The sequence below is a fragment of the Kribbella sp. VKM Ac-2571 genome, assembly GCF_004362255.1.
In the GTDB taxonomy this organism is placed as follows: domain Bacteria; phylum Actinomycetota; class Actinomycetes; order Propionibacteriales; family Kribbellaceae; genus Kribbella; species Kribbella pratensis.
On sequence record NZ_SNWS01000008.1, the window covers coordinates 314,013 to 335,243 of the forward strand.

Annotated in this window: 31 protein-coding genes and 1 tRNA gene; 17 read left to right on the plus strand and 15 right to left on the minus strand. The window is 67.7% G+C overall.

Annotation, left to right across the window (positions count from 1 at the left end; translation table 11 throughout):
* The first annotated feature begins 6 nt into the window (after window positions 1-6).
* On the plus strand, window positions 7-768 hold the full coding sequence (locus EV651_RS19990) for an IclR family transcriptional regulator (RefSeq protein ID WP_133786702.1): 762 nt from the start codon (window positions 7-9) through the stop codon (window positions 766-768).
* A gap of 35 nt (window positions 769-803) precedes the next feature.
* On the opposite strand, the gene EV651_RS19995 is transcribed toward EV651_RS19990, so the two are convergent.
* Genes EV651_RS19995 through fgd form a run of 3 tightly spaced genes read right to left on the minus strand, consistent with a single transcriptional unit; the run spans window position 804 to window position 3,003 of the window.
* Complete coding sequence (locus EV651_RS19995; protein ID WP_133786703.1) at window positions 804-1,385, minus strand: GNAT family N-acetyltransferase; 582 nt, start codon at window positions 1,383-1,385, stop codon at window positions 804-806.
* Between the two features lie 27 nt (window positions 1,386-1,412).
* Window positions 1,413-1,988, minus strand: a complete 576-nt coding sequence (locus EV651_RS20000; protein ID WP_133786704.1) for a GNAT family N-acetyltransferase — start codon at window positions 1,986-1,988, stop codon at window positions 1,413-1,415.
* A gap of 10 nt (window positions 1,989-1,998) precedes the next feature.
* Entirely contained in the window at window positions 1,999-3,003 is a 1,005-nt protein-coding gene (gene fgd / locus EV651_RS20005; RefSeq protein ID WP_133786705.1) for a glucose-6-phosphate dehydrogenase (coenzyme-F420), read from the minus strand.
* 400 nt (window positions 3,004-3,403) lie between these two features.
* Here fgd and EV651_RS20010 point away from each other — a divergent pair, with 400 nt between their 5' ends.
* Both EV651_RS20010 and EV651_RS43105 read left to right on the plus strand, forming a co-directional pair.
* Window positions 3,404-4,234 (plus strand): carbon-nitrogen hydrolase family protein, encoded by an 831-nt coding sequence (locus EV651_RS20010; RefSeq protein WP_133786706.1) that lies wholly within the window; start codon window positions 3,404-3,406, stop codon window positions 4,232-4,234.
* Window positions 4,235-4,271: 37 nt separating this feature from the next.
* The gene (locus tag EV651_RS43105) at window positions 4,272-4,763 is read left to right on the plus strand and encodes a methylated-DNA--[protein]-cysteine S-methyltransferase (protein ID WP_133786707.1); all 492 of its coding nucleotides are present in this window, start codon (window positions 4,272-4,274) and stop codon (window positions 4,761-4,763) included.
* Between the two features lie 26 nt (window positions 4,764-4,789).
* On the opposite strand, the gene EV651_RS20020 is transcribed toward EV651_RS43105, so the two are convergent.
* Both EV651_RS20020 and EV651_RS20025 read right to left on the minus strand, forming a co-directional pair.
* Window positions 4,790-5,248, minus strand: a complete 459-nt coding sequence (locus EV651_RS20020; protein WP_133786708.1) for a hypothetical protein — start codon at window positions 5,246-5,248, stop codon at window positions 4,790-4,792.
* 18 nt (window positions 5,249-5,266) lie between these two features.
* Complete coding sequence (locus EV651_RS20025) at window positions 5,267-6,109, minus strand: DUF72 domain-containing protein (protein ID WP_133786709.1); 843 nt, start codon at window positions 6,107-6,109, stop codon at window positions 5,267-5,269.
* Between the two features lie 20 nt (window positions 6,110-6,129).
* Between EV651_RS20025 and EV651_RS20030 the strand changes: the two genes are divergently transcribed.
* Complete coding sequence (locus EV651_RS20030; RefSeq protein WP_133786710.1) at window positions 6,130-7,068, plus strand: phosphotransferase; 939 nt, start codon at window positions 6,130-6,132, stop codon at window positions 7,066-7,068.
* A 90-nt stretch (window positions 7,069-7,158) separates the two neighbouring features.
* On the opposite strand, the gene EV651_RS20035 is transcribed toward EV651_RS20030, so the two are convergent.
* Together EV651_RS20035 and EV651_RS20040 are read right to left on the minus strand one after the other, a co-directional pair.
* Window positions 7,159-7,533, minus strand: a complete 375-nt coding sequence (locus EV651_RS20035) for a hypothetical protein (protein WP_131337233.1) — start codon at window positions 7,531-7,533, stop codon at window positions 7,159-7,161.
* A gap of 100 nt (window positions 7,534-7,633) precedes the next feature.
* Entirely contained in the window at window positions 7,634-8,152 is a 519-nt protein-coding gene (locus tag EV651_RS20040; RefSeq protein WP_370352999.1) for an AAA family ATPase, read from the minus strand.
* 180 nt (window positions 8,153-8,332) lie between these two features.
* On the opposite strand from EV651_RS20040, the gene EV651_RS20045 reads away from it, so the two are divergent.
* Both EV651_RS20045 and EV651_RS20050 read left to right on the plus strand, forming a co-directional pair.
* Window positions 8,333-8,677, plus strand: a complete 345-nt coding sequence (locus EV651_RS20045) for a ClpX C4-type zinc finger protein (protein WP_133786712.1) — start codon at window positions 8,333-8,335, stop codon at window positions 8,675-8,677.
* A gap of 13 nt (window positions 8,678-8,690) precedes the next feature.
* Window positions 8,691-9,266, plus strand: coding sequence for a histidine phosphatase family protein (locus tag EV651_RS20050; RefSeq protein ID WP_238157088.1), 576 nt, complete (start codon window positions 8,691-8,693; stop codon window positions 9,264-9,266).
* Here the strand turns inward: EV651_RS20050 and EV651_RS20055 are convergent.
* Complete coding sequence (locus tag EV651_RS20055; protein ID WP_166658666.1) at window positions 9,254-10,108, minus strand: alpha/beta fold hydrolase; 855 nt, start codon at window positions 10,106-10,108, stop codon at window positions 9,254-9,256. The genes EV651_RS20050 and EV651_RS20055 overlap by 13 nt on opposite strands.
* A 63-nt stretch (window positions 10,109-10,171) precedes the next feature.
* On the opposite strand from EV651_RS20055, the gene EV651_RS20060 reads away from it, so the two are divergent.
* Complete coding sequence (locus tag EV651_RS20060) at window positions 10,172-10,570, plus strand: cytidine deaminase (RefSeq protein WP_133786715.1); 399 nt, start codon at window positions 10,172-10,174, stop codon at window positions 10,568-10,570.
* Here the strand turns inward: EV651_RS20060 and EV651_RS20065 are convergent.
* The 3 genes from EV651_RS20065 to EV651_RS20070 are packed head-to-tail and all read right to left on the minus strand — an operon-like array spanning window position 10,556 to window position 12,236.
* On the minus strand, window positions 10,556-11,200 hold the full coding sequence (locus EV651_RS20065; RefSeq protein WP_133786716.1) for a nucleotidyltransferase domain-containing protein: 645 nt from the start codon (window positions 11,198-11,200) through the stop codon (window positions 10,556-10,558). The genes EV651_RS20060 and EV651_RS20065 overlap by 15 nt on opposite strands.
* Before the next feature lie 57 nt (window positions 11,201-11,257).
* A complete protein-coding gene (locus tag EV651_RS41420) occupies window positions 11,258-11,422 on the minus strand; it encodes a hypothetical protein (protein ID WP_166658667.1) in 165 nt (54 codons plus the stop codon).
* A 46-nt stretch (window positions 11,423-11,468) separates the two neighbouring features.
* Window positions 11,469-12,236: a phosphotransferase gene (locus EV651_RS20070; RefSeq protein WP_202870407.1), complete on the minus strand. Its 768-nt coding sequence runs from the start codon at window positions 12,234-12,236 to the stop codon at window positions 11,469-11,471.
* 72 nt (window positions 12,237-12,308) lie between these two features.
* Here EV651_RS20070 and EV651_RS20075 point away from each other — a divergent pair, with 72 nt between their 5' ends.
* Window positions 12,309-12,743, plus strand: coding sequence for a VOC family protein (locus tag EV651_RS20075; RefSeq protein ID WP_133786718.1), 435 nt, complete (start codon window positions 12,309-12,311; stop codon window positions 12,741-12,743).
* Window positions 12,744-12,884: 141 nt separating this feature from the next.
* Here the strand turns inward: EV651_RS20075 and EV651_RS20080 are convergent, their stop codons facing one another.
* Complete coding sequence (locus tag EV651_RS20080; protein ID WP_133786719.1) at window positions 12,885-13,124, minus strand: hypothetical protein; 240 nt, start codon at window positions 13,122-13,124, stop codon at window positions 12,885-12,887.
* A gap of 80 nt (window positions 13,125-13,204) precedes the next feature.
* Between EV651_RS20080 and EV651_RS20085 the strand changes: the two genes are divergently transcribed.
* Complete coding sequence (locus tag EV651_RS20085) at window positions 13,205-13,786, plus strand: helix-turn-helix domain-containing protein (RefSeq protein WP_133786720.1); 582 nt, start codon at window positions 13,205-13,207, stop codon at window positions 13,784-13,786.
* A 99-nt stretch (window positions 13,787-13,885) separates the two neighbouring features.
* Window positions 13,886-14,281 carry a hypothetical protein gene (locus tag EV651_RS20090; RefSeq protein ID WP_133786721.1) on the plus strand — a complete coding sequence of 132 codons (396 nt, stop codon included), beginning with the start codon at window positions 13,886-13,888 and terminating at the stop codon, window positions 14,279-14,281.
* Between the two features lie 222 nt (window positions 14,282-14,503).
* Here the strand turns inward: EV651_RS20090 and EV651_RS20100 are convergent, their stop codons facing one another.
* A complete protein-coding gene (locus EV651_RS20100; protein ID WP_133786722.1) occupies window positions 14,504-15,169 on the minus strand; it encodes a Type 1 glutamine amidotransferase-like domain-containing protein in 666 nt (221 codons plus the stop codon).
* A 112-nt stretch (window positions 15,170-15,281) separates the two neighbouring features.
* Between EV651_RS20100 and EV651_RS20105 the strand changes: the two genes are divergently transcribed.
* The 4 genes from EV651_RS20105 to EV651_RS20120 all read left to right on the plus strand — a co-directional run bounded on the left by EV651_RS20105 (window position 15,282) and on the right by EV651_RS20120 (window position 17,719).
* Window positions 15,282-15,812 carry a GNAT family N-acetyltransferase gene (locus EV651_RS20105; RefSeq protein WP_133786723.1) on the plus strand — a complete coding sequence of 177 codons (531 nt, stop codon included), beginning with the start codon at window positions 15,282-15,284 and terminating at the stop codon, window positions 15,810-15,812.
* Window positions 15,813-15,841: 29 nt separating this feature from the next.
* Complete coding sequence (locus EV651_RS20110) at window positions 15,842-16,966, plus strand: hypothetical protein (RefSeq protein WP_133786724.1); 1,125 nt, start codon at window positions 15,842-15,844, stop codon at window positions 16,964-16,966.
* A gap of 32 nt (window positions 16,967-16,998) precedes the next feature.
* Window positions 16,999-17,337 carry a hypothetical protein gene (locus EV651_RS20115; RefSeq protein WP_133786725.1) on the plus strand — a complete coding sequence of 113 codons (339 nt, stop codon included), beginning with the start codon at window positions 16,999-17,001 and terminating at the stop codon, window positions 17,335-17,337.
* A 112-nt stretch (window positions 17,338-17,449) separates the two neighbouring features.
* Window positions 17,450-17,719 (plus strand): hypothetical protein, encoded by a 270-nt coding sequence (locus tag EV651_RS20120; RefSeq protein WP_133786726.1) that lies wholly within the window; start codon window positions 17,450-17,452, stop codon window positions 17,717-17,719.
* Between the two features lie 54 nt (window positions 17,720-17,773).
* Here the strand turns inward: EV651_RS20120 and EV651_RS20125 are convergent, their stop codons facing one another.
* Together EV651_RS20125 and EV651_RS20130 are read right to left on the minus strand one after the other, a co-directional pair.
* Window positions 17,774-17,998: a hypothetical protein gene (locus EV651_RS20125; protein ID WP_238157079.1), complete on the minus strand. Its 225-nt coding sequence runs from the start codon at window positions 17,996-17,998 to the stop codon at window positions 17,774-17,776.
* 196 nt (window positions 17,999-18,194) lie between these two features.
* Window positions 18,195-18,267: transfer RNA gene (locus EV651_RS20130), tRNA-Arg, on the minus strand.
* Between the two features lie 180 nt (window positions 18,268-18,447).
* Here EV651_RS20130 and EV651_RS20135 point away from each other — a divergent pair.
* The 3 genes from EV651_RS20135 (at window position 18,448) to EV651_RS20145 (ending at window position 21,041) form a co-directional block, all read left to right on the plus strand.
* Complete coding sequence (locus EV651_RS20135) at window positions 18,448-19,002, plus strand: hypothetical protein (protein WP_133786728.1); 555 nt, start codon at window positions 18,448-18,450, stop codon at window positions 19,000-19,002.
* A gap of 225 nt (window positions 19,003-19,227) precedes the next feature.
* Window positions 19,228-19,821 (plus strand): hypothetical protein, encoded by a 594-nt coding sequence (locus EV651_RS20140; protein ID WP_166658668.1) that lies wholly within the window; start codon window positions 19,228-19,230, stop codon window positions 19,819-19,821.
* On the plus strand, window positions 19,821-21,041 hold the full coding sequence (locus tag EV651_RS20145; RefSeq protein ID WP_133786730.1) for a hypothetical protein: 1,221 nt from the start codon (window positions 19,821-19,823) through the stop codon (window positions 21,039-21,041). The genes EV651_RS20140 and EV651_RS20145 overlap by 1 nt, the downstream gene beginning before the upstream one ends.
* The last annotated feature ends 190 nt before the right edge of the window (window positions 21,042-21,231 follow it).

Below are 21,231 nucleotides of genomic sequence, written 5' to 3' on the forward strand. Positions count from 1 at the left end.
GTTGTCATGGTGGAGACGAACGGCAAGGGGCGCACCGGCAGCGTGCAGTCCATCGAGCGCGCCTTCGGGCTGCTCGAGACGATGGCCGACGCGGGCGGGATGATGGGCCTGTCCCAGCTGGCCGCCGCCTCCGGCCTGCCGCTGCCGACGATCCACCGGCTGGTTCGCACCTTGGTCGACCTCGGCTACCTGCGTCAAGAGCCGTCGCGGCAGTACGTGCTCGGACCGAAGCTGATCCGGCTCGGGGAGAGTTCGTCGCACATGCTGAGTGTGTTCGCCCGGCCGCATCTGGCCCGGCTCGTCGACGAGCTCGGCGAGTCCGCCAACATGGCGATGCTCGACGGCGACCAGATCGTGTATCTCGCCCAGGTCCCGTCGCGGCACTCGATGCGCATGTTCACCGAGGTCGGCCGCCGCGTCCTGCCGCACTGCACCGCCGTCGGCAAGGCGATCCTCGCCCAGTTCCCCGACGCGGAGGTCCGCGACCTCCTGCACCGCACCGGCATGCCCAAGCACACCGACAACACGATCGTCACCCCTGACGTCTTCACCACCCAGCTCCACCAGGCCTCGGAGGTCGGCTACGCGATCGACGAAGGCGAGCAGGAAGTCGGCGTCCGCTGCGTCGCGGTAGCCGTCCCCGACGCCCCCACCCCCCTGGCCATCTCCATCTCCGGCCCCGCCGGCCGCATGACCGAATCCCTCGTAGAACAAGCCATCCCCCTCCTGACCCAAGCCGCCAAGTCCCTCTCCGACGACCTGCACTAACTCGCGGTCCATCGGTGTAGGTGGTGCACCTGAGCTCAGGTGTCGGTGCGCAGGCGGCCGTGGAGGTGCCAGTCGTGCCAGCCGTCGGCGTGCATGATTGCCTGCCGCAGCGTTCCCTCGTGGTGGTAGCCGGTGCGCGCGGCGACCCGGCACGACGCAGTGTTGGCGGTGGAGTGGTGGATGTTCAGCCTGTTGAACCCGATCGGCCCGAACGCCCAGGCGGACAGGGCCTCGACCGACCTCGCGGCGACCGCGTGTCCCCGGGCGGTAGGGGTCACCCAGTACGACAGCGCGGCCGACCCTTGGGCCAAGGAGATGTCGCGCAGCCCGACCTGACCCAGCGGTTCGTCATCTCCATCGACAACCGCCCAGCTCGCCGCAGTCTCAGCGTCCCAGCAGTCGACCCACTGCCCGATCCACTCGTCTGCCTCCTCGAGAGTGTCGAGCCGCCGGACATGCCAACGCTGGATGTCGGGACAGCCGAACGCGGTCCGCACCGAGGCGGCGTCCCGCCCCTGCCACGGTCGCAGCACCAGCCCGTCGTCCACCGCCAGCCGCGGCTGTGCCGTATCTCGCAACACGCCCTGAGCCAGAACCGCATCCACAAGCAGAGGCATCCCGCGATGCTAGTGCGAGGCCTGCGGTCAGGGGGCGTAGGTCCGCCATCGTTCGGTCAGTTGGTAGCCGAGGGACTGGTTGGCCTGGAGGCTGGCTTGGTTGGCTGCGGCTCCGCCGGTGCTGAAGCGGGTGATGCCGATGTCGAGGAAGGCGAGGATCGACGCGGCCTTGACGGCCTGGGCGACGCCGCGGCGGCGATGGGTGGCGAGGACCGAGGTGAAGCCGGTGTCACCGAAGCCGTCCTTCTCGCGGATCACCGTCGCGCCGACCAGCCGGTTGCCGTCGAAGGCACCGAAGACCCGGTGCTCAGGCCACAGTGCCGCGACGGCGGCGAGGTCTCCCACCACGCGATGCGTCGCGGGCGTGTTGGGATAGTCCGCCTCGTTCGTCTTCTCCAGCGCATGCAGATCCGCGGCCGACTCGGGTCCGAGTTCGCGGAGGGTGAGTCCGCCGGCGGTCACCCGGCGTACGGCGGACTCCAACAGCTCACGATCCGGTTCGAACAGCCGGACCGCCCAGGACTCGGCGACCACGCGATACCCGGCTGCCTCCAGCTCGGCGCACCGCGGGTCGCCCTCCTGAACGATCTCGTATTCGGCCACGGGGTGATTGTCAGCCCAGTTTGCGCAGCAGCGGAAGGACATCCTCGGTGAACTGGGTGAGGAAGCGCTCCTGGTCGTTCCCCGGACCGTGTACGACGAAGTGGTTGAAGCCTGCGTCCAGGTACGGCTGGAACTGCTTCACGACCTCCTCCGGGTCCGACGCCACGATCCACCGCTTCGCGACCTGCTCGATCGGCAGTTCGTCGGCGAGCCGCTCCATCTCGGTCGCACTCGTCACGCTGTGCTTCTGTTCCGCGGTCAGCGACAGCGGCGCCCAGAACCGCGTGTTCTCCAGCGCCAACTCCGGGTCGCGGTCGTAGGAGAGCTTGACCTCGAGCATCCGGTCGATGTCCTCGAACTTCTTCCCGGCCTTCTCGGCCCCTTCGCGTACGGCGGGCATCAGCTGCTCCGTGTAGAGCTCCATCCCCTTGCCGGACGTCGCAATGAACCCGTCACCGGCGCGCCCGGCGTACCGCGCGACGAGCGGGCCGCCCGCGGCGACGTACACCTTCAGCGGCGTCTCGGGGCGGTCGTAGATGAACGCGTCCACGGTCTTGTAGTACGGCCCTTCGGCGCTGACGCCGTCCTTCGTCCACAGGTCCCGGATCAACTGGACGGCCTCCCGGAGCCGGGCGAACCGCTCCTTGAACTCCGGCCACTCCATCCCCGACACCGCGATCTCGTTCAGCGCCTCGCCGGAGCCGACGCCGAGCATGACGCGCCCCGGGTAAAGCACACCCAGCGTCGCGAACGCCTGCGCGATCACCGCCGGGTTGTACCGGAACGTCGGCGTCAGCACCGACGTACCGAGCAGCACCCGGTTGGTCCGCTCACCGACCGCCGCCAGCCAGGCGAGCGCGAACGGCGCGTGGCCGCCCTCGTGCCGCCACGGCAGGAAGTGGTCCGACACGGTCACACTGTCGAGCCCGAGCTCCTCGGCCCGAACGGAGTACTCCACCAGATCCCGCGGCCCGAACTGCTCCGCCGAAGCCTTGTACCCGACCCGAATGCTCACCCTCTGCTCCAAACGTCGTCTGCGCGTACTCCGGAAGACAACCGCGCCCAGGTCCGACTTTATGCCGCCCGAGGTCGCCGGCGCTGATTCGGAGAGCCTGATTGACTCCGGGCGCGGGGCTCGGAGAGGATGTTGGCCCGGCGCGGCCCGCGCCTCACCTTCGTCGACCGCCCCCAGCGCGGTCACATCGAGAAGGCAAAGGGACTTCCTGTCTCGGGCCGCTCGTCCTGGTCTGCCGCCTCGACGGGATCGCTGGGGGATCGCGTGCGAGTGCGTGGAAGGCCAGATGACAGCGCACAGGAACTTCAAGCAACGGGTACGAGCCCGCGCCGCGAAAACCGGCGAGTCCTACACGACTGCCCTCCGGCACTTCCGTCCGACTCCCCAAGGAGAACCAGACATGCCGGAAAGCCTACGAATCGCCGTCTCCCAGTCGACGGTCCGTGAAGACCCGACCAACGCCGCCCAGCTCCGCGAGAGCGGTGACGAGGTACGTCGCCTGATGCGCGAGGCCGCGGCCGCCGGAGCGCGCCTCGTCCACTTCACAGAAGGAGCGATCTGCTTCCCGAGCAAGCGGGTGATGTCATCACTCGGTCCGGACGAGATCGGTCCGTCCGACTGGTCCAAGGCCGACTGGGCCGCACTGCAGGACGAGCTCGACCAGATCACCAGGCTCTCGGGTGAGCTCGGGATCTGGACGGTCATCCCGTCGGTCCACCAACAGCCCGACGCGCGACCGCACAACAGCATGTACGTCGTGTCGGACAAGAGCCGATTGGTCACTCGGTACGACGAACGCGCGCTCTCGACCACCAAGGTCACCTGGATGTACTCGCCGGGCACGGAGCCGGTGACGTTCGAGGTGGACGGGTACCGGTTCGGGCTCGCACTCGGGCTCGACGTGCTCTTCCCGGAGCTGTTCACGGAGTACGACCGGCTCGGCGTCGACGCCGTCCTGGTCTCCTACGCCAGCACCAACGGGCCCAACGGGCACATCGGCGTACAGGCACAGGGCACGGCCGCGAACAACACCTGCTGGATCAGCCTGGCCGTCACCGCGAACCCGGCGACCGGTCTGGTCGCAGGCGTAACGAACGTGCGTGGCGAGTGGGTCGCACAGGCGCCGGAGGACGGCCGACCGGCAATCGCGGTCGCCGACCTGAAGCCGGACGACTGGACCACGGTCGGCCGGGCATTCCGGCAGCGGACGCGGGAGCGCATCGGGTCGTAAGGCCTCACAGGTTCGGGTGCTGGCGCGTTCCATAGGCATGAACAGGCATGCGGTGGTCAGCACCCGAATCGGGGAGCTCACGGTGGTGGTGTCGGAGGACGTGCTGGTCGGCGTCTACTTTCCGCACCACTGGGTGAAGCCGACGGCGGAGACGCTGGGTGAGCGGGTCGAGGCGTCCGACCCGCTCATCGCGGTCGTCGTCGAGCAGTTGGAGGAGTACTTCGCCGGCTCGCGGGTGACCTTCGAGTTGCCGACCCGGCTCATCGGTGACGAGTTCCAGCGGCGGGTCTGGTCAGTGCTCGAAGAGATCCCGTACGGCGAGACCACGACGTACGGCGAGATCGCGGCGCGCCTCGGCGAGCCAGCGCAGGCGGTGGGGAAGGCAGTCGGGCAGAACCCGTTGTCGATCGTCGTCCCGTGTCATCGGGTGATCGGGAAGAACGGGTCCCTCACCGGGTACGCCGGCGGGTTGAAGCGGAAGCAGTTCCTCCTCGACCTGGAGGAGCCGGTCGGCGCTCGCCTGTTCTAGTTGCTTTGTAACTAGTCCTTTTGTATCTAGTCCTTTTGTGACAGGTCGCCGACCTGGGCCGCGTACCAGTCGAGTTCGGTCAGATGTTCCGCGATCTGGCGGAGGGTCCAGTTGGGGGTGCGGTCCTTGTCCCACTCGGCCGGGTCGAGGGCGGCGTACCGCAGCACAAAGGTCCGCCCGAGGCGTTGCAGTCGCTGCTCGGCCTCGCGGACGTCCTCCTCGGTGAACGGCGCGAGGTCCGCTGCGGAGGTGAGTGCGCTCGCGTGCCACTCGTCAGGCTGCGTCGGTACGCCGGCCAGCAAGGCCTCGACCTCGGCCAGGTGATCGATCAGGTGGTCGGCGATCCGGCGAACCGCCTTGTGCGGCGTGAAGATGCGGTCGTCGTCGGACGTCCGCGGCTCGCCGTCCCACGCCGGCCAGGTGACGATCAGCTTCAGGGAACGTTGGACTGCTTGCTCGACGAGTTCTCCGGGGTTCTGCGTCATGTGGCCGACGGTAAGCCCTCACACTTCGTCGGCGGCCGAACTGATTCCGAGGCGATCGGCCAGCCGCTCGGCGTCGTACGGCGCACGCACCTTGACGTCGTTGTCGAAGTACACGTACGTGTCGCACTTCCAGGAGCGGATCTTGCGCGCCCAGCGGCCGAGCGACTTGTCGTCGTACCCGCTGACGTACAACTCCTCGGCGCCGTGCAGCCGGACATAGGCGAAGTCCGCGGTGACGTCGCCGAACATCGGCCACTTGCCGGCGGTGTCGGCACACACCAGCGCGACGTCGTGCTCGCGGCAGAGCTCGATGAACTCCTTGGTCTTGAAGCTGTCATGACGTACTTCGATCGCGTACCGCAGCGGTCCCTCGGCTCTCGGCTCGAGCAGTGCGCGGCCCTTCATCCGCTCGTCGTGGCGCTTGGCGACCTCGGCCGCTTCGGCTGTGGTCCGGGGCAGCTGGGCGAAGAAGCTCGCACAGCGGTCGGCGTCGTACTGGAAGTTGGGCGGCAGCTGCCACAGCACCGGCCCAAGTTTGTTGCCTAGCGCAAGAACTCCGGACGCGAAGAAGTTCGCCAACGGCGCGTCCACGTCGGCGAGTCGCTTGAGGTGCGTGACGAACCGCGGGCCCTTGACCGAGAAGACGAAGCCCTCGGGCGTCTCGTCGTACCAGCGCTGGTACGACGTCGGGCGCTGGAGGGAGTAGAACGAGCCGTTCAGCTCGATCGAGTTCAGCCGGGACGACGCATACTCGAGTTCGGCGCGTTGCGGCAGCCCATCGGGGTAGTAGACCTTCCGCCACGGCGCGTAGCGCCAGCCCGAGATCCCTACTCGGTACGGGGAGTCCGGCCAGCGTGTCATCCCTCGATTATGGTCCCGGCATGGACATCAACCGCGGCGCGTACCCGGACGCGTTGACGCCTTGGGAGGATCCGTCCTGGCGTACGGCGGCGCTCGGTTGGCTGGAGGCGCGACTCGCCGAGCTCGGCATCCGCGAGACCGGCCCGCGTCAGGCGAGGGTCCGGCCGTGGTCGGTGATCGTCCGGATCGAGGCAGTGGAGCCGGTGTGGTTCAAGGCGGCCTCGCCCGGGAGCGCGTTCGAGGCCGGGCTGGGCGAGGCACTGTCGCGATGGGCGCCTGAGCACGTCCTCACGCCGTACGCCGTCGACGCCCAACGCGGGTGGTCGCTGTTGCCGTCCGGCGGGCCGGTGCTGCGCGCTCAGAGGGCTGGGCCGCGTGAGTGGGAGGAGGCGTTGACGCAGTACGCCGACCTGCAGCGGGCGCTCGTACCGCGGACGGAGGAGTTGCTGCGTCTCGGCGTACCTGATGCTCGGGTTTCGGGACTGCCGAGGGTCTTCGACGAGGCCGTCGCCGGGAACGAGACATTGGATGCGGCGGATCGTGAACGGTTGCGGTCGATCCGGCCGCGGTTGGTCGCGTGGTGCGAGGAGCTGGCGGCGATCGGCGTACCGGATTCGCTGGATCATGCCGATCTGCATGACGGTCAGATCCTGGTGGCGGGGGCTGGGCGGTACACGTTCTTCGACTGGGGTGACGCGAATGTCGGGCATCCGTTCTGCAGCCTGCTCGTCGCGCTCGATCGTGCCGCCGAGGAGCACGGTCCTGAGGTGATGGCGCGGTTGGAGGACGCGTACCTCGAAGGATGGAGGGGTCACACGTTGCCCGACCTCCGCCGCGCGGCCGAGCTCGCCCGCCGCCTCAGTCAGCTGACCCGCGCCGGCTCCTGGGCCCGCCTGTTCCCCACAGCAGCCCACCTCGGCGACCCAGAACGCGCCGCCGCCTTACTGCGATTGCTCTGAGGCGGACCGCCAGGCCATCACAATTGCCACGCTCGTGCGCGCTCACGCCTGACTACACCCGGGGCGGTGCGATTGTGATGGGCTGGCGGTTCAGGTCGGGATCCAGGTCGGCCACCAGGGCGGGACGTTGCCAGGGCAGGTGCCGGGTGAGGCGGCCGGGGTGCCTTGCCAGGAGAAGAGCGCGAGGTCGGCGATCGCGATCGCGATGGCGGCGGCGATCAGCGAGAACAGGAACGCCTTCCCGGCGTACCGGAAGACGAGGGTGAACAGCACCAGGTTGACGATCAGCGCGATCGGTACGCCGAGGAACAGCAACGTCAGCCCGTTCGGCACGCTCCCGGTGACGTCGACGTGACACGCCTTCCACGCCCGCGACGTGAGCACCACCAGCCCGAACGCCGCCCCACCACCAACCACCACCGCAAGGAACGACTCCCCCTTGCTCCCCTTCGCACCAAACGCCATAAGCATCACGGTAAGTGATCCACCAGCCCACTTCACCCCACCCGCCGGCGCCCGCCTGCTGAAACCCGCCGACGATGCCTCAGCAGATCGCGCCCGGAGCTCAGCGAATACCGAGCATGTCGAGTACGCGGTCTGTGACTTCGGGGATTGGGGCGTTCGCGTTGACCAGTAGGGCGCCGTACCGGCTGTTGTCGGCGTCTACCTGGGCGTGCCAGGCGAGTACGCGTTCCAGCTCCGGGCCGCTCGATCCGAAGGTGCCGCGTCGGCCCACGAGCCGGCCGCGCAACGTTTCGGCGTCGAGGCTGAGGCTGATGACCGTGTCGAACAAGTCCCAGATCTCGTTGTCGTTCCCCACTGTCCCGCAGATGAACGTGACCCCGTCGCCCACCTCATCCGCGATGCGCCGCACGGTGTCGACCGGCAGCCGGTAGGTGTTCGAGGCGAACCAGGCGTCGTCGCGGTACGGCGGCATCCGCACCTCGACCCCGGTCCCGTTCTCGAACCATCGCGCCAACCCGTCCGCGTCAACGTCGTACACAGCAAACCCCCGCCGCCGCAGCTCCTCACCGACAGCCGTCTTCCCAACCCCGGAGGACCCCGTCAAATACACCAACCTCATGGCAGCTTGGTTCGCAGCCACATCATCGAGGTGAAGCCGAGCTCCTCCTCCGGCACCGGACTCTGATACCGCACAAACAACTCCACTCCACAGATTCTCCCTCGCCCGTTGACCCGTACGTTTGTCAGGTTTAGCCTGACAAACGTGTCAGGGGAAACCTGACAGACCTGGAGGGTTGGGATGCCGGACAACGTGTTGCGGTGTTCGTTTTGTGGGAAGGCCAAGGACGAGATCGAGCGGTTGATCGCGGGGCCGGGGGTGTTCATCTGCAACGAGTGTGTCGATCTGTCGGTGCAGGTGATCAACGAGCAGCCGATTGCGTCGTTTCCGCCGCTGGACGGGAAGAGTGACGAGGAGTTGCTGGCCGACATGGCTCGGCTCGACAAGTCGCGCGGGCAGGTCGAGGCCGCCGTACAGGATCGGGTACTGCGCCTGCGTTCCCGCTCGGTCACCTGGGCCCGGATCGGCGAGGCCCTCGGCATCAGCCGGCAGTCCGCCTGGGAACGGTTCTCGGGCGAGGAGTAGGCGATTGACTCGGGTGTTGCTCGTCCGGCACGGGGAGGTCGACGGCAGTCAGCTGAACGCGGAGGGCTGGTGGGGGCCGGCGCGCGACTTCTCACCGTTGTCGGCAAGAGGGATCGAGCAGGCGAAGGCGGCCGGGCGGCGGCTTCGGGACTGCGGGGCGCGGCGGATTGTTGCTTCGCCGATGACGCGGGCGATGCAGACCGCGAGCCTGATCGCGGCGGAGACTCGGCTTCCGTTGACGGCGGTCGAGTTCGATCTTCGCGAGTGGCTTCCGGATGCGACGCTGTCCTGGCGTTCGGCGGAGGCGATCGCGGCGACCGACGACTTCCACCGCCACGGCGGCGAGTGGCCGCCGGGCGAGACGCGTACTTGGGAACCGCAGTCCTCGGTACGTCGACGCGCGCTCGGAGCGCTCCATCGACAGGCCGCTGTCGACGACGAACCGTTCGTTGCCGTGTGCCACAGCATGGTGATCGAGGCGCTCACGGACGCGCGCCGCGTCGAGTTCTGCGGCGTACACGAGATCAATCTGCAGGACGCCGTAGAGCCAGATCCTGTTGAACCATTCCTGCCACGTCAGTCGGTGTGAAGGAAGGCGGCGATCTCGGCGACGTACCGCTCGGGCTCCTCGACGTTCGGGAAGTGGGCGCTCTCGTCGAAGACGCGAAGTTGCGCGCGCGGGAGCCGGGTGGCCAGGTCGCGGCACGCGTCGACGCCCGCATTGCGATCCCAGAAACCGATCAGCACCAGGACCGGTACGTCGATCGCGGCGAGCTCGTCGACGAGCGGTACCGATCGCGGAGGTTCCTTCGCCAGCGCGGCCGCCATCTCGCCGGTGTTGATCAGCCCGCTCTCGGTCCACAGTTCGCGGACCCGCCGGGCGGCCGTGGGCTGGTGGAACAGGAACCGATCGACGGTCCGTCGATCCACGACCTCCCAGACGGCGCGCGGCCCCGATTCCGCCACCGCCGTACGGATCGCGGCCCGCATCTCGTCGCTGGTCGCGACCGCCTCGAACCCGGATCCCCACGGCGAAGGGGTCAACGGACCGGCCAGCGCGGTGCCTTGGAGAATCAGCCGGTCGACGCGGTCCGGGTGCGCGATCGTGTACTCGGCCGCGAGGTCTCCGCCGAACGAGATGCCGAGCAACGTGATCCGCAGTAGCTCGAGATGCCGCCGCAGCTGTTCCAGATCGTCGACCAGCAGCGGTACGGCGTACCGCCCATCCTGATCGCTGCGACCGGAGCCGCGCTGCTCGTAGTACACAACCGGCCCGAGCTGCTCGAGCAATGGCCCCGTCAACCGCTCGAAGTCGTAGATGAACCCGCCGGGTCCACCGTGCACCACGACGATCGGCGTACCCGCCTGTGGATCACCGACCACACGCACCCAGTGCCGCACCCCGTTGAGCACCACATACGACTCGGCCACCACCGCAGTCTCACATGCAAATCCGGTGGATTCACCGACGCTAGCGTTGCTAGCTTCTCCGGGGTGATCAACGACGAGCTCATCGACGCGGCCGCGGCCGTGCTGCATCCGTACCATGTCGACGATCGGATCTTCGGTGATGTGGCGTCGGCGCTGGTCACCGAGGCCGGCAACGTGTACGTCGGCGTGTGCATCGACACCGCGTCCGGTACGGGGTTCTGCGCCGAGCACGCCGCCATCGCCGCGATGGTGACCGCGCGCGAGTACAAGATCGCGAGGATCGTCGCCGTCTGGCGCGGCGACGGCCCACTGCACGTCGTCGCCCCATGCGGCCGCTGCCGGGAGTTCATCCGGCAGATCGACCCGTCGAACCTCGACACCGAGGTGATCCTCGGCAGACACCGTACGACGCCCCTCCGGACCCTCTTGCCCGAAACCGAGTGGCCGTCACCCCTCGAGTGAACGCAACCAAGGGTGCCCGGGGATCATGCCGCGAAGCCAAGCCTGCTTGCCCTCCGCAAGCATCGGCCACACACGAGCGAAGTCCTGCTCGTCCTTGGTACGCCGTTTCCGCGCCTTGAACAGCAGGACGATCTCGGGATTCAGGTAGCGGATGTGGTCGTCTGCCACCCACGTGACCTCGTCGATCGCGCCGACGTGATCCGGCACGAACTTGTTCGTCCACAGCCCGTCTCGATCCGGAGTCAGCGGTAGATCGAGGACCCACGGAGCATCGCCGTGTTCGCGCACCCACAGCTGACTCGCCGGGTTGAACACCTCCGGGTGCTGCTGCGTCAACGGCCGCATGTCGCCACCGGCCAGGTTCCACAGATGCCACCGATCGCCTACGTGCTCACGCAGCGCAGGTACGTCGGACGCGAAAATCGACACGTCGACGTCATCGTGCTCACGCCGTACGCCGGTGAACGCATCCACGGCCCACCCGCCGACCACCCACCACGGCCGCTCGAACCCGTCCATGAACGCCGCCGCTTGAATCAGATCGAACGACTCCCAACGCCCGTAGAGGCGAGCCCAGTACCGGGCCTCCTCGGCCTCGGCCGCCGATCGCACCACCGGCTCGGAAGTCATGTCCGCAACGATCCCCGCCGCGCACCCGGCGCGGCAAATGCATTTCGAGGAGTGCTGCTAGATGCGGCTTCGGTGTCGCCGGGGCCACAGCGCGGCGGCGATCGCGAAGAGCGCCACGGCTCCGACGAGATCGAACAGGTTGCCTCGGCGGAGTGCCGAGACGATGCCTCCGAGTCCGGCGAGAACGAAGAACACAGCGAGCAACATCCGCAGCACAGTCATTCCCCACCACCCCCTACCCGCTAGATCGGGCACCGCCGGGGAAGCGTTACGGCAGGCTCGAATCCGAGAGCAGTGCTGCGACCCAGGCGTCGTGGTGAGCCTCGATGTAGTCGGCGGTCGGGCCCCAGTGGTCGGCGTGGCCCTCGGCGTACAGACGTGCCCAGGGCTGCGCGCCGGTGCGGTGGCCGTGGACCAGCAGGTCGTACATGCCCCGCGTATGCGCCGCGATCTGCGCTGGGAAGGCCCGGCGCTGCTCCGCGTCGAGCCCGTACCCGTCCGCCAGCGCACGCAACCGCGGTCCGTCGACGTCGACGTTGCCTCCAGCCACAAACTGTACGAACCCGTGCGCGGCGTACCCGAGATCCCACAGCCGCGACGACGGCCCCGCGTTGTCCCAGTCGATGAACACCCAGCGTTCACCGTCGCGCACCAGATTCCACGGAGCGAGATCGTTGTGGCAGATCAGATCGCCGCCGGTGGGGTCGGGGACCACCACCCCCCACACGGTGCCGGCCGGCGGTCGGAAGCTCTCCATCGCGTCGTGGAGTTCACGAATCAGCCGACCGACGCGGGCCAACTCGTCCAGCGAGAACGGCGGCAGCGTGTCGGCCAACGCACCAGGGATGAACTCGAGGACATGACGTCCCTGCTCGTCCCGCCCCAACGTGCGCGGCGCCCCGTCGAAGTCGGAGAGATGGGTGAGCACCGCCTCCACCCCGGCCGTCTGAACGAGGGCGGGCTTCCGTACCGTCGCGCCGACCCGCACGACCCGGTCGGAGACATTCCCTCCGGTCAGCACCTCTTCGGTTTCCACGCCCGACATGATGCCCGGTCGGTCGCATTATCTCGACAGACATTTGGCCGCCGTACCCTTTACGGTGGTCGCATGGCAACGGTCAGGCAGGTTCAGGTCACTTTCGACTGCGCGAATCCTGAGCGCGTCGCTCGTTTCTGGTGCGAGGTGTTGGGGTACGTCGTACCGCCGCCACCGCCAGGGTTCGAGAGCTGGGACGAGTACGACCGCGCGCAACCGCCCGAGCGTCAGGGATCCGCGTTCGCGTGCGTCGATCCAACGGGTGTCGGACCGCGACTGTTCTTCCAGCGCGTCCCCGAAGGCAAGGTCGTCAAGAACCGCGTACACCTCGACGTACGCGTCGGCACCGGCCTCGTAGGCGAAGAGCGCCTGGCAGCACTCGAGGCCGAGTGCGCCCGCCTACTCCCCCTCGGCGCAACCCGCGGCCAACTACTCCTCGCCGACGAAGAAAACGAGTCCTGCCTCAACATGCAAGATGTCGAGGGCAACGAATTCTGCCTCGACTGAGTCGATGCGTTTCTCGGGGCGGGTTCGCCGCTCGTCCCGATGACGACGGTCACCGCGCGACCGTGTATCGATGCTCCTGCGTCGAGGCACCCTGCGGCGTGATCGCGCCGTACGTCGTCCCTTCCCCAGATCGCTGGCCGGTCACCTGCCCTGCAGTTTCGACTGCAGGTCTTCCCAGCCCGCCCGGTAGCCGGTCACGGCCATTGCGCTGGCGACCCGGAGACCGTCAGCCTCGACGTCGAACACGTCCGCCGGCCAGTCGTGCCGCGCAACACCCCAGAAGTCGGTGAACGGACCAGTCGCGTCGGTCTGCACCAGGAACAGCTCGACCATGATCCCGTCGATCTCGAACGCCCGCTTGTGCGGGAACCGTTTGGCCACAATCTCTTGTGCCTCGACGTTGGCTCAGTCAGACAACGAGGCTATTATCTGATTAGATAACGGGCTCAGGGGGTGCGGGCATGGACAAGGACAGTCAGGCGGTCAGCGAGCACCTGAATCGCGCTCTCGCCGAGAGCGGGCTGTCCCAGGCTGCGTTCGCCACTGCGCTCGGCACGTCCGCTTCGCGCTTCTCCACTTACCGTTCCGGAAGGACCAAGCCGACGGCGCAGTTCTTCCTGCGGGCTGGGCGGATTGCGCGTGCCCTGCACGCGGCGCGTGAGTATCGGATCATGACGGCTCCGGCCACCGCGACGGCTATCCGCGAGGCGAGGGACGAAGAGTGGGCGTGGCGGATGCTGCTCCAGGGCCGCGACCACCTCCGCTTGCTGCTACGCCGTCACGATGGTTCCGAAGCAGCCTGGGAGGCGGCGCCAGGCACGACCGGCCATGCAGGCTTCGATGCACTCCTCGCCGTCCTGACAGCGCACGAATTCGAGGAAGCCGGCGAGGACCCGCCCGACTGGACCAAGGTCAACCCGCTCCCCGATCGCTGGATTCCTGAACATCCGTTCCTGGACAACCACGAGATCATCGAGCAAACCCCGGCCTACTTGGCACAAGCCAACATCTTCATCCCCGCCCGCGACCTGGTGACCGCATGACCGATGCCCGTGACCAGGCCGTAGTCGACGAGGCGCGCGAGATGGCAAGCCAACGCAAGCTCCCCGAGGACTGGCTCAACACCCGAGCCAGCCCCGTGGATGCCGCCGCTGCCGGAGGACGCGTTGCAACGCGGCGATGCGCCTGGTCTGCACATTACGTACGCCACCGACGAGTTCCTGTTGGCTACCAAGCTGGTTGCCCAGCGCCGCAAGGATGCCGCTGACATCGTCGCTCTCGCCGCGCGCCTCGACATGGGGAGTGCATCAGCTGCCGACCTCGAACAGGTGATCCATCGCTACTACACCGACCAGGATTCGTTGGAATTCATCCTCGGCGGCAATGACACCGATCGCGAGATACATCTCCTCGCACTCAGGGCCGAGCGTCTGCTGACAAATAGCCGCGCCGACGCGGCACCCGCGACGCCAACTGACCGTGCGGAGACTTCAGCCGTACGTCGCCGGGATCGCCCGACCTCCCGCGAGCGGAGTTAGTCGGCAAGCGGACGGCCCCCATTTGTCGTACGACGACGCCGGCTGGGGCCGTACTGGGGTAAGCAAGGCCCGGAGTTTCTGGACCGGCGGCTTGCCTTGTACGGCGACGAGCAGCGGATGGTTTTCGGAGCCGATACGTTCGCCTGTTCGACGAGCTGATCGAGCGCCGGACGTTCGACGGCCGTTCCCAAGAACTCGCCTGCCCCTTGCACGTTTGAGGGGCTAGGCGGGGAAGGCTTTCCAGTGGCCTTCGGAGATTACTTCGGTGGTGCCGTTGGTTACCTTGATCGCGGTTTGCTCGTCGATGGCGTACGACGGGCCCTCGAGGCCGGCGGCCCACCTCTCCGCGTTGGCCAGGGTGTTCTCCGGCATGCTCTCGTGGTCCAGGTGCGGGAAGATCGAGAAGTCGACGACTCCGAGCGTGCGGTCGTCCGGGGCAGACGTCCACGAGACGAAGTCGTCACCGATCCGCGGTGTCATCACCATGCTGCCGGCGCTCACCCCCACCCAGACTGTGTCGTGGAGCGACGGCAGGAGGTCGTACAGGCCTGACTCCCGCATCCAGTGGCACAGGTACGTCGCATCGCCGCCGTCCACCAGCAGTACGTCGGCCTCACGTACCCAGGGCACCCACCGCTCCTCGCCGATGCTGGGTAACGCGGTGAGCTCGAGGACGCCGACGGATTCCCACCCCAGCCTGGGCATGTGCCAGGGAGGTTCGCCGGTGACGGAGCCCCGTACCTGGGTGGGCCCGAGCATCGGATGGCCCCACATCGCCGTCGGGATGAGCAGCGCACGGGACTCGGCGATCGGCTTGCCCAGCAACTCGACGAGCGCGTCGCTGATGCTCGGGTTCGTGATGCCTCCGGACGTGAGCAGAAGATGCATAACTGGCTCCATCTGTCTTGGCGCCCTCGACCGGCCGCCGGTTCACCTGTACTACGAACGCTAGGTTCCAGATCCGACACCCTGTCAGAAATCCCTCTGTTAGCGTGCCCGGATGGAACCTCTGGGACTCGTGGCGTGGCCGCCGGAGCCGATCAAGACCGAGCGCCTCGTACTCCGTGAGTCCGAAGCACGCGACCGTACGGCGTTCGTCGAGCTGCTCGCCTCGCCGAAGGTGAACACGTACCTCGGCGGTCCCCGCCCGCGTGACGAGGTCGAGCGCGAGACGCCCGAGGTGCCCGAGCGGTGGCCCGGAAGTTTCGTCGTTGAGCTCGACGGGATGATGATCGGCCAGATCCTGCTCAGAAGAGCAACCAAGCACCGCCCGGCCGCCGTTGGGAAAGCTGATCTCGGCTACCTGTTCCTGCCGCAGGCGTGGGGATTCGGGTACGCCGGTGAGGCGTGCGCGGCGGCCCTCGAATGGCTCGACGGCGTCCTGCCCGGCGAGCCGGTGGTGCTCGCTACTCAGACCGCCAACGTCGGCTCGATGCGCCTCGCGGCGAAGCTGGGGTTCATCGAGGTGGAGCGGTTCGAGGCCTGGGGCGCCGAGCAGTGGTTAGGCATGCGGTCCCCGGTCACGCCGTAACTGTCGGCGCCGGGGGTTAGCGTCGCCGGATGCTGCATGCGAGACCGTTCGGCCCGGATGCTCGAGGCCAGTGGGTTCAGCGATGGATGTCGCAGGAGTGGACGCAGATCGCGGACGCCTGGGTGAGCGCCCGACTCGCGGAGAGCGGTCGCCGGATCAGCGGCGTACCGGTCACCTACCGGGCGCGCTTCTGGTCTGTCGTCCGCTGCTATCCAACCGTCGAAGGCCTGGTGTGGTTCAAGGAGAACAATCCGGGGCATCGGTTCGAGGCCGGTCTCGTCGCGGCCTTGGCGCAGCTCGCGCCGGATGACGTGATCGTGCCGATCGCCGTGGACCGCGAACGCAGTTGGCTGCTCGCAGCTGATCAAGGATCAACGCTGACGCATCCAGACGTTGCGGATCAGGCGACGCGCTGCACCGTCGTACAAGCCTTGGCACGTCTTCAGCGCACGCTCCTCGGCCACCTCGACGCGACCGAGCATCCGGGCATCATCGAGCTGCCGCCCACCACGGCCGGCGACCGAGTGCGCGCCGTAGCCCAGGAGTGGGCGGCCTTGCAGCCCGGGCATCCGCTGCGACTCGAGCCGGATCTGCTAGCGCGAGCTGCGCGGGCTGCCGACGTACTCGATCGACACACCGCGTCCCTCAGCGACGTCGTGCCCCTCGACCTGGAGATCAACGACGTATACCCGGCGAACATCTTCGCCGACCGCTCAACCGGCGTACTCCGACCGCGGTTCTTCGACTTCGGCAACGCGATCTGGGGTCATCCGTTCGTCTCGCTGCACGGCTTCCTCGACTCGGTCGTGGAGTGGACCGGCGCGCCGTTGTCGCCCGCACACAGAGAAGCCCTGTACGACGCCTACCTGGCCGTATGGCGTGATCACCTGGACGCCGACCCGCACGTCCTCCGCCACGACCTCATCGCGACCGAGGCGCTCGTCGGCGTACACAAGCTCGTCTCCTGGCTACGCCTCATCCCGTACGCCGACCCACTCGAACTCCAAGCCCGCGCCGAGTTCCCCCGGCAGTACCTGGCCAAAGTCGCCGCACTGGCCCACCGGCGGGGAGGATCATCGCGGTCGTATGCCGGGACCTGTGGCCCTGGCTGCGTCATCGAGCACGACGCAATCTGGGTGCAGGACGAGAGCTGAGTCGGCCAACCCACGGGCAGACGGAGAACACCATGCACCACCTTGTGGCTGTCACCACGCATACGATCGAGCTGCGCCAGATCCACGAGATCAACGCCGCCCTTGAGTCCGGTCACCACGTCACGGCAGGCTCCGCCTGGGTCCCTGACCCGGTGCCTGAGCACGCCGTACTGCGGTATCTGGAGGCGGTCGGCCCGCCGTCCTACCCCTACATCTACGGCCATTTCAGCCAGCCGGGTACCGACGAGACGCTGCGGGTCGAGCTGCACACTGCACAGGTGCGCGCCATCAGTCACCGGCTGTCACTTCGTTCACGCATCTGGGGCGTCGGGCCTGACTCGATCCACCTCGCCGGACGAGAGTCCAGCTGAGCAGCAGACGCGGCCTGCCGCTTGGGACCTCTGCCTACGCGGTGCCTGACCTCTGGCTCTCCCGGCGGTTCAGCACCCGGATGAGACTAGGAGTGGACCTTAGGAGGCAGTCATGACAACAACCATGCAAGATCAGTCTTCAGTTCGGTCCCCTCGTGGAGGCTGGGCTGCACGGATCCTTGTTCGCGAGATGTGGGCCACGCTGGCGATCGTCGCGATGTGGGCGGCCGTGCTGTTCGTCGGCCTTTATGGAGGCGACGCCACCTTCCACGGAGTCGATTCGAGTTTCAGCTCCGTTCCCTCGGGGATCTTTGTCGCCCTGTTCGCCGCTATCGGCACCGGCTCCGTCGCCAAGCGAGTGTTCGGGCGCAAGGCGGATTAGCAGCCACGGCTGTCAGCAATCGGCAGCCCGGACGTGTCGGGTCAGGGGAGCCGACTAGCTGTCGTCCCTCGCCGGTCCGTGGAGGTACGTGATGGGCTTGCCCAAGGCGTTGGCGTAGGCGATCTCGCGGCGGGTGGCCTCGCCGATGTAGCCCCCGGGATTCACGATTCGTACCTCATCTGCAAGGTCGATCCGGCGGAGGTGCAGCTCCCCCAAGGCCCGCACGAGCAACGGGTCCAGCACAGGCGCCTCGGTGGCCTCCGGAGCCAGGACGATCACCAACTCGAGCGTCAAGCGCGTGCGCTCGGCCGCAAACTCCCTACTGAAGCGCAGCGAACCGCACAGACAAACGACCCTCGGGCGAGCAACCGACACGTCGGACATGGTGCCGTGACAGCAGAGGCGTTAGCAAAAACAGCCCGCCGGACAAAGCGAAACCCCAGGTCATTCAGCTCGTGACCTGGGGTTTTGGTTGCGCGCTCGGAGGGATTCGAACCCCCAACCTTCTGATCCGTAGTCAGATGCTCTATCCGTTGAGCTACGAGCGCTGGACAACGTCGAGTAACGATACATGGAGGGGGCGGGTGGAGGCCAATCGGCTCCGGAGGGAGGTCTCCGGGGGGCGAATTCGGGGGGTACGACCGGGGTACGGCGGGGGCACGGCGCCGTACGGCGGGGGCACGGTGCGGCGCGGCCGGGGAGGTGGGTGGGGGCTCTACGATCCGCGCATGGGTATTGAGGACCTGCTCGGTGGGCGGGATCTGGGGGATGTGAAGAAGGCGGTCGGGTTCGTGATGGAGAACTCGGACGACTTCGAGAAGGTGCTGAATCTGGTGCGCGGGCTGCCGGACGACGCGCTCGGGCTCATCGGGAAGCTGCCGGAGCTGTTGAAGGCGATCGGGTCGGGGCTGGCGGAGGCCGGCGAGCAGGCGGCGAAGGCGGCCGGGGCGCTGGTCGGGGACGACGGCGAGGGCGGTGCGCGGAAGGCGCTGGCCGGGAGCGCCGGGACGATGAACGCGGCCAAGGACAAGCTGCACGACGCGGCCGGGATGCTGGCCGGGCTCGCGGGTGAGCTCGACAAGATCCCCGGGATCGGCGACGCCGCGGCGAAGAAGCTGAACGACGGAAGCGGGCAGATCGGCGGTGTCGCGACCGAGGTCGAGGCGCTGGCCGGGAACTTGCAGGACCTGTCGGGCATCCTCGCGACGGTCGGTGAGGCGCTGAACGGGCTCGGCGCGAAGCTCACCGAGTCCGGCGGCTCGGTGAAGACCCTCCTCAGCTGACCAAGCAGGCAACTCCGGTACGCCGATCCGCTGCAGACCGGGCCGCATCCTCCGGATCAGGTGGCAATCGTCGGGCCGTGACCGGCGCGGCGGTGGCTGTGGACAGGTTATTTCCTGTTCACAGCCATCACTGCTTGTTCACAGGCTCCTTCAGAGGCGCTGCCGCTTGTGGTGGGGCGGGGTGTTGGGCGTAGGGAGGACCTTCGCGTGGTTAAGGTCGCGGGCATGGGTAGTCGACTGGTGCGGGGTACGGCGATCGGGTGTGGTGTGGCCGCGCTGGTGGGGGGTGGGATCGGGTTCGCGGTCGGGGAGCCGGTGACGCCGAAGGACATCCTGCCGGCGCGGGTGCTGCCGGCGGATCTGTGCGCGCGGATCGGGGACGTGTCGAACCTGTTGCCCAAGGCATCGTCCGGTCCGGTGACGATGACGCAGGGCGGGACGACGACGATCAGCTGCACGGCGGCGAGCTCGCGCCAGAAGGTGCGCGCGTACACGTCGGCGAGCGTGACCGTCACGATCACGGCGTACGGCGGGCTGGATGCCGGCGCGGGGAACGCGCCGTTCACGCCGGCCCAGGTCGCGAGCCGGACGTTCAGCCGGTCGACGATGAACAAGTACGACGGGGACCGCCCGTACCCGACCAAGGCCAGCCGAACCGCGACCGGACTGGCCGGTGAGTCCTGGACCGTGCACACGCTGGTGCAGCGCGCGGACATCGTCGTACAGGTGGACTACAAGGCCAACCCCGTGGACGCGGACACGGCGCAGAAGGCGGCGCTGGCCCTCGCGGACCGGGCGATCTGGGAAAGCAAACAGTGATGACCAACAGCACGCCGGAGATCCCGGGCTACCAGTTCGATCAGCGGATCCTGCTGCACCCGCTGGCGGAGTTGTGGCACGGCCGCACGTTCACCGGGACGGACGTGATCGCGCTCGTCCTCAGTGAGGAAGGCGCCCGGAACCCGACCGTGGTCGACCGCCTCACCAAGGCGAGCCGCGACGCCGCACTCGAACCGGGCCGCCAGGAGACCCCGCTCTGGGCGGCCAACTTCACCTCGAGCCGCCCGTACGCGATCACCCAACTGACCTACGGCGAGACCGGCGCCGAGCGCCTGGTCGACCCTCTCGACGGCGTACTCGGGAACGACGACGAGTCGCTGCAGGCGGTCCGCAACCAGCTCGTCGGGTACGGCGCGACGCCGCCGATCCTCCCGCCCGGCGACACCGCGTCACAAGGCAGCATCCCGTCGTACGTCGACCGCCCCGAGCAGACCGCGACGCCGCAGGAGCAGGTAACGGAGGCGCAGTCGAAGATCGAGGTCGCCCGCCAGTACCGCCGCAAGATCGGTCCGTGGATCTACGCGGTCGTCGCGGTCGTCGTGCTGATCGTGTTCACCGTCGCCTACTCGATCGGCACCGCGATCGGCGGCAGCGTCAAGGACGAACCGGCCGAGGCCGCCCCGCCGCCGGCCGTCAGCCCGGAGCCGATCGCCTCGAGCGTCCTGATCCCGCCGATCAACCGCGTCACGACCGCCCCGTACAAGCGGTCCGACGGATCGCCGGGCGTCTTCGGCGCGACGTACGCCGCCGGCGCCGACGTACAGGTCGTGGCGAACGCCGAGCTGCCGTTCGCGGTCGGCTGGCCGCGGCCGCCGCAGGTGGGTTTCCTCGGTGAGTCCTCGCAGCTGATCCTGCGCCGGATCGTCACCAGGAGCGACCAGGATCCGGGCGGGCTGAAGAACGCGATGCAGGCGCAGTTCGCCCTGCATCCGTGCGCGAGCCTGGCCAAATGCCTGTCCGACCGGCCGACGTTCGACCAGCAGTGGACGAAGATCTACAAGACCACCGCACCGGCGACCGCGAAGGACGCCCGGACCTGGCTGACGGTGTCGACGACAACGCCGTACACGATCACCATGACGCGCGCGTTCCTGAGCGGCGGGCAGTGGTGGCTGGTCGGCGCGATGGTCTACGGCCAGCCCGCGGAGGCCGCGGACATCCAGCGGCTCGTCAACGACATCTGGCGGCAGACCAGCTGAAGCACCGGAAAATCTCCTGGAACGGCCCGCGCGAACAGCGCGGGCCGTTCTCGTTTTCACAAGCTGAACCGGAAAGCGATTGTCGCGAAAAGTTTGTGACCGGGTTCACGTTCTAGGGGTTCTCAGCACTCGGGTCGATCCCGTACCGTAGTACCACTTGCACACTGGTATACGTCCACTGGACGCACTG